This is a genomic window from Longimycelium tulufanense (assembly GCF_014645795.1).
GTDB lineage: Bacteria > Actinomycetota > Actinomycetes > Mycobacteriales > Pseudonocardiaceae > Longimycelium > Longimycelium tulufanense.
Genome location: NZ_BMMK01000016.1, coordinates 149,551 through 157,624 on the forward strand (window position 1 = coordinate 149,551; position 8,074 = coordinate 157,624).

The 8,074-nt window shown below is 68.3% G+C and carries 6 protein-coding genes and 1 pseudogene; 4 read left to right on the top strand and 3 right to left on the bottom strand.

Annotated features, from left to right (window positions below; all coding sequences use genetic code 11):
• Positions 1-90 precede the first annotated feature (90 nt).
• The gene (locus IEY55_RS17605) at positions 91-915 is read left to right on the top strand and encodes an arylamine N-acetyltransferase family protein (RefSeq protein ID WP_189059184.1); all 825 of its coding nucleotides are present in this window, start codon (positions 91-93) and stop codon (positions 913-915) included.
• A gap of 91 nt (positions 916-1,006) precedes the next feature.
• Here the strand turns inward: IEY55_RS17605 and IEY55_RS17610 are convergent, their stop codons facing one another.
• The 3 genes from IEY55_RS17610 to IEY55_RS17620 all read right to left on the bottom strand — a co-directional run bounded on the left by IEY55_RS17610 (position 1,007) and on the right by IEY55_RS17620 (position 5,255).
• Positions 1,007-2,047 carry a methyltransferase gene (locus tag IEY55_RS17610; RefSeq protein WP_189059186.1) on the bottom strand — a complete coding sequence of 347 codons (1,041 nt, stop codon included), beginning with the start codon at positions 2,045-2,047 and terminating at the stop codon, positions 1,007-1,009.
• A 639-nt stretch (positions 2,048-2,686) separates the two neighbouring features.
• Positions 2,687-3,964: an SDR family NAD(P)-dependent oxidoreductase gene (locus tag IEY55_RS17615; RefSeq protein ID WP_229686482.1), complete on the bottom strand. Its 1,278-nt coding sequence runs from the start codon at positions 3,962-3,964 to the stop codon at positions 2,687-2,689.
• Between the two features lie 7 nt (positions 3,965-3,971).
• Positions 3,972-5,255, bottom strand: coding sequence for an ABC1 kinase family protein (locus tag IEY55_RS17620; protein ID WP_189059190.1), 1,284 nt, complete (start codon positions 5,253-5,255; stop codon positions 3,972-3,974).
• Positions 5,256-5,524: 269 nt separating this feature from the next.
• Here IEY55_RS17620 and IEY55_RS17625 point away from each other — a divergent pair, with 269 nt between their 5' ends.
• The 3 genes and pseudogenes from IEY55_RS17625 to IEY55_RS17635 form a co-directional block, all read left to right on the top strand.
• A complete protein-coding gene (locus tag IEY55_RS17625) occupies positions 5,525-6,388 on the top strand; it encodes an SRPBCC family protein (RefSeq protein ID WP_189059192.1) in 864 nt (287 codons plus the stop codon).
• A 512-nt stretch (positions 6,389-6,900) separates the two neighbouring features.
• The gene (locus IEY55_RS17630; RefSeq protein ID WP_189059194.1) at positions 6,901-7,770 is read left to right on the top strand and encodes a DUF1702 family protein; all 870 of its coding nucleotides are present in this window, start codon (positions 6,901-6,903) and stop codon (positions 7,768-7,770) included.
• A 39-nt stretch (positions 7,771-7,809) separates the two neighbouring features.
• A pseudogene (locus IEY55_RS17635) lies at positions 7,810-8,074 on the top strand (hypothetical protein); the annotation flags it as partial.

Here is an 8,074-nt window from a genome sequence, read left to right on the forward strand (position 1 = left end):
GCCTACGTGAGTGGGGAGTCGACACCATGTCGGCTCCCCACTTCGCTATCTCCCACCGTTTGGCGTGGAGGGGATGATGAGCTGGTGTTGATGACGGACACGCAGTGGGACTCGGAACGCCTGGATCTCGCCAGCTACCTCGCTCGGCTGGGAATCGACGAGCCGACGGAGCCGAACGCGTCGGCGTTGCGTGCGCTACATCGTGCGCACGTCGCCGCCATCCCTTTCGAAAACGTCGAGATCGCGCTGGGACGCCCGATCTCGGTCGACCTGGACGATATCCAGGACAAGCTGGTGCACCGCCGCCGTGGCGGCTACTGCATGGAGCACACCCCGCTGTTCGCGGCGGTGCTGGAGCGGCTCGGTTACTCGGTGACCGGCCTCGGCGGGCGTGTCCTCATGGGTACCAACAAGATCAGGCCGGCCACCCATGCCCTACTCCGGGTTGATCTCGAGGACGGTCCCTGGCTGGCGGATGTCGGCTTCGGGGGCCAGGGCCTACTCGAGCCGATCCCGATTGTGGACGGCACGGAGGTCGACCAGGGCGGCTGGGTGTTCCGGCTCGACACCGACGAAGCCGGAACATGGATGTTCCGGACACGGCATCCCGAAGGCGGGTTCAACCTTTACAGTTTTACGTTGGAACCGCGGTATCTTGTCGACTACGTCGTAGCGAACCACTACACCTCCACGCATCCTCGGTCGCCGTTCGTCAACCGCCTCATGGCGCAGCGCACCGAACCGGGAGTGCGGCATCGCCTCATGGGCACGGAGTTCGCTACTGTCCGCACGAAGAGCAACAATCAGACCCGCACACTTCCTGCGGAGGAGCTTCCCGACACCCTCCGGAAGGTCTTCGGCATCGCGCTGGATCCGACGGACGAGCAGGCACTGGTAGAGCAATATTCCGCCTGAAACGCTTTGCCCGACAAGAAGCTGACGTTTCAAGGGCGTGGTGGAAGGCGAGCACCTTCCACCACGCCCGCTGTGGACGTGTACCCGCCGGTCAGGCCGGCAGGGCCTCGACGACGAAGCCGCCGGGAGCCCCGGGAAGCTCCGTAACGTCACCCAGCCTGAGGTCGGCGTCGGCGAACAGCTGCTCGTACTGGCACAGCGTGCGTTCCCGGCCGCCGGTCATCACCAGCATCTCAATGTCCAGGTAGGCGGCGAACTCGGTCTGCATGGAGTCGGAAGCCTCTTCCTCCCCAGAAAGAAGCGAGGTGACCGCGAGAATTTTCGCCTCGTTCCCCATCACCCGCCGGCAGTTGCGGAGAATGGTCCGGCAGGACTCGTCATCCCAATCGTGCAGGATGTTCTTCAGAAGATATGCATCCGCGCCCGCCGGGACCTCCAGGAAGAAGTCCCCGGTCACGATGTCGCACCGCCCGGCGACACCGGCCCTGGCCAGCACCTCCGGTGCGGTTTCCACTGCCTTGTCCGTGTCGAAGACCGTGCCGCGAAGCCCCGCGTTCTCCGTCAGGATGGCCGCGAGCAGCGTCCCGTCCCCGCCACCCACGTCAACAACCCGCCGCAAGCCGCTGAAGTCGTAACGCTCGCAGAGGCCGGGTAGCTGGTTCCTGGTCACCGCCGCCATGGCCGCGTGGAAGTGGCGTGCCAGCTCGGGGTCCCGCTCCAGCCACTCGAAGAGCGGAACACCGTTGGCGATCTCGAAGGCGGTCCGGCCGGTCCGGACGCTTTGCTCCAGCGCGGCCCAGGCGGCCTGGACCGGCGGGCTGCTGTACATGGCGGCGAGGTGTCCCGCCGCTGAGGGAGCGTCGGTGCGGAGCGTCTGGCCGAGCGGGGTCAGCCGGAAACGCCCGTTCTCGAGGCTGAGCAGCCCGATGACGACGCCCACGCGCAACAGGCGGCGGAGTGCATCGGGATGGCACCCGGTCGCGGCGGCCAGGCCATCCGCAGATTTCTCGGCGTCAGCCAGTTGGTCGGGGATTCCCAATCGGACGAAGGTGGCCGTTATTCGGGAGAGGGCGAAACCGTAGATGATAGAAACTACTGCTTTTGGGTCTTGTATGGACCCGTTCTCAGCCATCCCAACCTCATTGCGACAAGATTAATGGTCGACCCCGGATCGTAGATCAACTTTCCTGGTGCGCAAAACGCAATGCTTGGGTCTGTGTCCCTGGGCTCGACGTAGGTCCAGGACATGCGGCGCGTTCGGTGGCTGGCGAACGTGTGTCGGCCGGCGTGAACGCCATTTCCCGACCGGCTGGCCGCCCCACCGGGCACCGCCCGCACTCGCCCGGTACAGGTCGCGAAGCAGGGCGATCTCCGCAGCATGGTGGAAGACTTCCCGGTCGATATGCAGCACGAGCGGCCGCCATCGGTGCGTCGGCGTACGGTCCCTCCGTCCGGACCACACGGCTGCGCGGGGCCCTCCTCGCCCAGGCCCGCCACCCCATCGCGCCACGCCGTGTAGTTCTCCTCCAGGAAGACGATCTCGTCGGCGGCCGTGCCCGGCCACCGGACATCGGCGAACGTGAGCCGGCCATCGCCGAAGTGGTGATTGGCCCACATCCCCAGAACCGCGCTGCCGATATGGCAGACCCGCCAGCGATCGTGGGCACCGGCGGGGGTGTGGGCTCGGGAAAGGTCCAGTCGACGGTGAAGCGCCCGGTCCCCGCGGGCCGGCCCGCTTCGGCCTGGGCTGGCCGACAAAACCACGACACGATCAGCCGGGATCGTCATCATCCGCAGTGGACTGAAGGGGCGCAGGGGTTCGGGCGAACGGACGTGTCCTGCCGTCCGGGAGGGTGTGCTCGCCGCCGACGATGACCGGTGCCGCCGCATGAGTGGGACCGGTGGGCCACGACAGCAGGCGGGTCAGTGCATGCATACCCGTCCGCAATGGGATGGGCTGCATGCCCAGACGCTTCCCCTGTCGAACCACCCCGAGCTGGTGCGCCAACCCCGCTCCACTCCACAACGACCATTGGGCGGCCACGGTGGAGCAGCGTGGAAGCTGGGCGGCAAGACGAAGGACCTCCCGCCGGAGCATCTCGTTCGCCAGCGCATAGGCACCCATGTGCATATGCGGTGTCTCCGCCATGAGGGAGCCGAACGCGACGAGATGGGTCAGCCGCTCCGGGATGACGCCGGCGAGCACGTTCCGGAGTCCCTCGACCTTCACCTCCTGCAGGTGATCGAGTTCGGTGGGGCTGGTACGCCGGACCGGTGCCCCGGTGAGCCGGCCCGCGCAGTGGACCAGAACACGCACCCCGCTCCCGTGCCGAGCCAGGCGGCGCACGGTCTCCCGTCGGTTGGTGAGATCCGCCGTGATCACGGTGGCGCCGATCCCGCTGCCGAGCAAGCGCTCGAGATGCCGCGCACCCGCGCCCGGCAGCTCGGACTGCCTGCGATTGTCGACCAGAACCGGGTGCAGACCGAAGGCGTGGCGGAGCACAGCCGCCACCCGCAGACCAAGCCCGCCGAGGCCGCCTGTAACCAGTACCGAGCCTGCTCCCAAGGCGGATGGGGCAGCAGGCAGGGAGATGCGGCGCCAGGCACGTTGATACGCGGTTCCATCCGGAGCTACCCGGAACTCCCCGGAGACCCCTCGGCGGTCAAGAAGCCGCCGCGCCGTCTGCACGGCGGCGTTGCTGGGCCGCGACGGCAACTCGACGTGGACCATGGAGAGCTGGGGGTTCTCCCACGCGGCGGCGCGTAACAGGCTCCCACCGCCCGCACCGCGATGCAGCAGGGCCAGCCTTCCTCCCGCGCGTTCGGCGAGATGAACACCGTCGAGTAGCAGCTGGGGATCCGAGCGGCGGAGCCAGGTGCCAAGCGAGATCGCAACGCCGGTGTCCCCCCTACCGTCACCACCGGCGCGTAGCGCGGCCTGGAGCCACGAGCCGTCGCCGAGGACGAACCAGCTGACCGGAACCTCCCTCCCCACCGGGTGTACCTGCTCCCAGACCGGAAGGAAGACGCTCACCGGAAGCGTTCGCACGGCCGTCTCACACCGAACGTAACGCGGTCAGCAGGACAGGGACCGCCTCGGCCTGGAAGTTCACGTCGGCGTCGAAGTCGTTGACCATCCCTTCCAACACCAGCAACGACATCAGCGGGAAGACGAACTCCGGTGCGGCCGCCACCCCGCAGCCACGCTGCAGGTCGAACAGGCGAGCGGCGAAGGGGGCGAGCTGGAACTGTCCCGCGCTCGCCCCGGACACCGATCCGACCAGGTCGGCGATCTCCCGGCGAAATCGCTCGACATCAGCGTCCGCCGGTATGTCGTCGGCGCTTCGCAGCACCACCTCGCCGCACTCATCGCCACGCCCGAGCGCCATGTTGAGGAAGAACTCCGCGAACAGCCTGCGCACACTGTCGGGCAAAGCCACGACGAACCCGGCATCGAGAAGCACCACCTCACCGGACGGCGTCAGATAAAGGTTGCCCGGGTGCATGTCGCAGTGCACTAGACCATCCAGGAACAGCATCCGGTACACGCCGCGAAGGACGTTACGGACCAGTTCCTTCCTCGTGGTCGGATCGAGTTCGTGCCGGCCGAACCGACGCAGCCCCGGTACGAACTCCATCACCAGGGCACCCGGTCCACACGCCGCCGGAACCGGGGCGGGAACGCGGAACGAGGGCACCGCGGTGAGGTTCGCCCGCAGCCCGGCCAACGACTCGGCCTCGCGCACAAGATCCAGCTGCCGCACCACCGCACCGCCGACCTGCGCCACGATCCGGGTGACCGGAACCCGCCGCAGCCGGGGAAGTCGTTGCACGAGACGGGCGCCCGATTGCAACAACGCCAGGTCCGCCAGCATTCGCCCGCGGATTCCCGGGCGTCGAAGCTTGACCGCGACCTCCCGGCCGTCCCGGAGCACGGCCCGGTGGACGCACGCGATGCTGCCGCTCGCCACCGCCCGCCACTCGAACGACCCGAATGGCCAGCCGGTCGGATAGGCGGTGGCCAGTGCCAGCTCCGTCTCGGCGACCGTCATCGGTGCGACGTGGTCGTGTAGGACACCGAGCGCCTCGCACCAACTTCGCGGCAGCAGGTCCCGCCGGGTGCTCAGCAGCTGGCCACCCTTGACGAATGTCGGGCCGAGGTCCATGAACAGGCCCGGTAGCCGGTCGCGCAGCGCGCCCCGCTGGCCGTTCCGCCGTCGGGCAGTGGCCACGGTGGCAGCGACGAGGTGGCGGCCCGTGGTCGTGAGCAACGCCCCGGCCCGGCCGAGAAGACGCGGCCAGGCAGGAGCGGGCGCTGTCTCGGGGTCGTCCACGGGCATCGCGTTTCCCTCCCCACCGCAACGAACGCACACCCTCCTACCGTCCCCGCTCCCTTGCTCGGCGACTTCGCCAGACGCGGTGGCGGTACGTCGGGGACGTGGTGACGAGGCTCGAGTGTGGGCAAGGAGGCAGAAAGGAACTAGGTCCTTACGGGTGGCAGACGACCGGCGATGGCACGCTCGACGGATTGACGTCCGTGCCTGTCTCTATACGATCCGTAAGGGACCGCTCTTGTCACGCCTCTGTCCGCAGTGTCAGGAGGTTCGCGATGTCCCCTTCCGCCAGGGAGCCAGCCCCCACCGGGTCCGGCATGGTCCGGGTGACCCGGCGTGTGGTGGACGAGCCGGGCGAGGTGTGGGCGGCACTGCGGGAACCGGAGCGGCTGGCCCGCTGGTTCGGAGATCTCGACCGACCGCTTGCGTCCGGTGTGGACACTCGGTTCGAGTTCGGTGACGGTGACTTCTTCACCGTCCGACCGCACCGGGTTCGGGAGGGCGAGCTGCTGGAGTTCGACTGGCGCTTCCTGGGTGTTGGTCCGGTGAACCACATCCGGTGGCGGGTCGAGCCTGCGCCGGGCGGGACCTTGGTGCACGTGGAGGACCGGGACGCCACCCGGAGCCCGGCCGAGGTCGCGCAGATGGTGGACGGGTGGACCGACTTCCTGGAGCGGCTGGCCGAACACCTCAGTACCGGTCGTACGACCCGATACGGATGCCGGGACGACATCGATGGGCTGGTCGACCTGCCGAAGGGGCCGTTCCGCCCGCTCGGCGGGACCGATGTCTACCGGTGGCTGCCGGTGGCCAGCGACGGTTTCGGGCCACGGTGGTTCTTCGTCGTGGATGACCAGGGCCCGCGCCGCTTCCCGCTCCACGACTGGAACCTTTTGGTGGACGAGCGGTTGACGTTCACGGTCGGCATCCCGGAGGTCTCGGTGCGCCCGTCCTGCGCGGTGCAGGTGAGGAGCATTGGCAGCAGCAGCCTGCGGCTGAGCTTCACACACACCGGGTGGGCGTCGCTGGGCTTGCCGGTGCGGCGGGCGCGCGAGTTGCGGCACCGGTTCGCCGACACCTGGATCGCCGCGCTTCGCGGCGCACGCGAGCACGCCGGTGAGCGCAGCGCGGACAAATGATCAAAAACTGGGGAGATGGTAGAGAAGCACACCCTTTGCTGGTGTTCATGTTGATCCGGGCTGTGAATTTTTTCCTGGTTTGGTCGGGCCGGTGGGTCGACCGGTATTTCCGGTCTGCGGTCGAGGTCGAAATAGATTGCACCGGATTGTGGCTTGCCGCGGCAGCCGGCCCAGTCCGTCGACCGGTCGGCCAGGTGCCGGCCGGCTCGGCGCTGTTTTTACGGTTTTTCCAGTCCAGGTGTCCGAGGTGGCCGGCGAGGCAGCTCGCGGGGAGGTCGACGAACAATGCTGCGGTGGGCTGTTTGGCGCAGCAACTTTGAGCTTGCGTCAGACAGCCGGCGAGTGTATCCGGCTACCGTGGTTCTTCTGGCGTAAGTTCTTTGACGTCGATGATCGACGGTGGTAGTCAGGAAACCGAGACTTCGCGGTTGCTGGGGGAGTCGATGCGGAGCGAGTCCACAGGAGACATTCGCCGGAATGCTCGATGGCTGCCGATCCGCCTTCCGCTTCGGATGGCTGATTTCGCCGTCCGCGGCTTCCGGCTCGACCGGCCCGCCGCCCGTGCCGTGCTCCAGACCCACGGCCGCAGCTTCCTGACCGGTTTCAACATCGGTGCCGAGCACTGGCGGCACCCGCACCACGCCCTGGCGACCGTGACCGAGGAGGAGCGTGGTTTCGCCTACGAGGGTGCTGGGATGTATGCCGCGATGCGGGATCTGGCCACCTTCGGTAGGGCGGGAGCGTTGCGTCGCCTCCTCGCCGGGCCCGGTGACTGCTACACGCACCTGGTGCACGTCGGCGCGGGCTGGACGTTCGCCCCGCTCCGCCTCGGGCTTCCGGTGCGGTTGCCGGCCACCCCGTTGCTGCGTTGGCTCGCCCTGGACGGATCCGGTTTCGGGGAGACCTTCTTCGGCGGCCTCCGGGCGCTACGACGGCAGATTCGGCCCCGGCGGTCGCCGCGGTGGCCAGCGCTCGTCGCGGGTTGCGGCCGTGCGTTGTGGTTCGTGGCGTCCGCCGACCCGGACGGCATCGCGACGATCATCGCGCACAGCCCCGCACCCGCCCGGCCACACCTGTGGAGCGGTGTCGGACTCGCCATGGGGTATGCCGGAGCCGTGGACGACACGGGGCGGGACCGGCTGGCCGCAGCGGCCGGAGAACACCTGGCCCACCTTGCGCAGGGACTGATGTTCGCGGCGGGAGCCCGGGTCCGCGCCGGGGTCGTACCGGAGCACACCGAGCGCGCCTGCCGCCAGCTGCTGTCGGTGGACGCCCGGACCGCGGCCCAATGGACCGACGAGACCGCAACGGATCTGACCACCCGCACCGACCTGGGGGCCTACCTCGAGTGGCGTTCCCGACTGTGCGCCAGGCATTCCTGATCACCACGCCACCGACCGTCGCTGTCTGGAGGCCGCCCCATGCCGATCTCCCGCAGAGCACGTCGCCTCGTCCCGGCCGCCGTTGCCCTGGCACTGTGCGTCGCGCTCGGCGTTCTGGTCGCCCGCCCCGCCCTGAGCCAGCAGCAGGCACGGGAACTCGCCTCGCGGTATGCCTTCGCTGTGGAGGATGTCAACACTGTTCCGGTTGGCGCACGCTACGAACGACCGGTGGCCCCGGGACTGGACCATATCAGGCACTGGATCTCGGCGGTGGGCGCGGCGGTGGCGTTGACCGATGTCCGTG

Coding starts and splice junctions, on each gene's coding strand:
- IEY55_RS17605 (WP_189059184.1), top strand. CDS start 91: ATGACGGACACGCAGTGGGACTCGGAACGCCTGGATCTCGCCAGCTAC.
- IEY55_RS17610 (WP_189059186.1), bottom strand. CDS start 2,047: ATGGCTGAGAACGGGTCCATACAAGACCCAAAAGCAGTAGTTTCTATC.
- IEY55_RS17620 (WP_189059190.1), bottom strand. CDS start 5,255: ATGCCCGTGGACGACCCCGAGACAGCGCCCGCTCCTGCCTGGCCGCGT.
- IEY55_RS17625 (WP_189059192.1), top strand. CDS start 5,525: ATGTCCCCTTCCGCCAGGGAGCCAGCCCCCACCGGGTCCGGCATGGTC.
- IEY55_RS17630 (WP_189059194.1), top strand. CDS start 6,901: ATGGCTGATTTCGCCGTCCGCGGCTTCCGGCTCGACCGGCCCGCCGCC.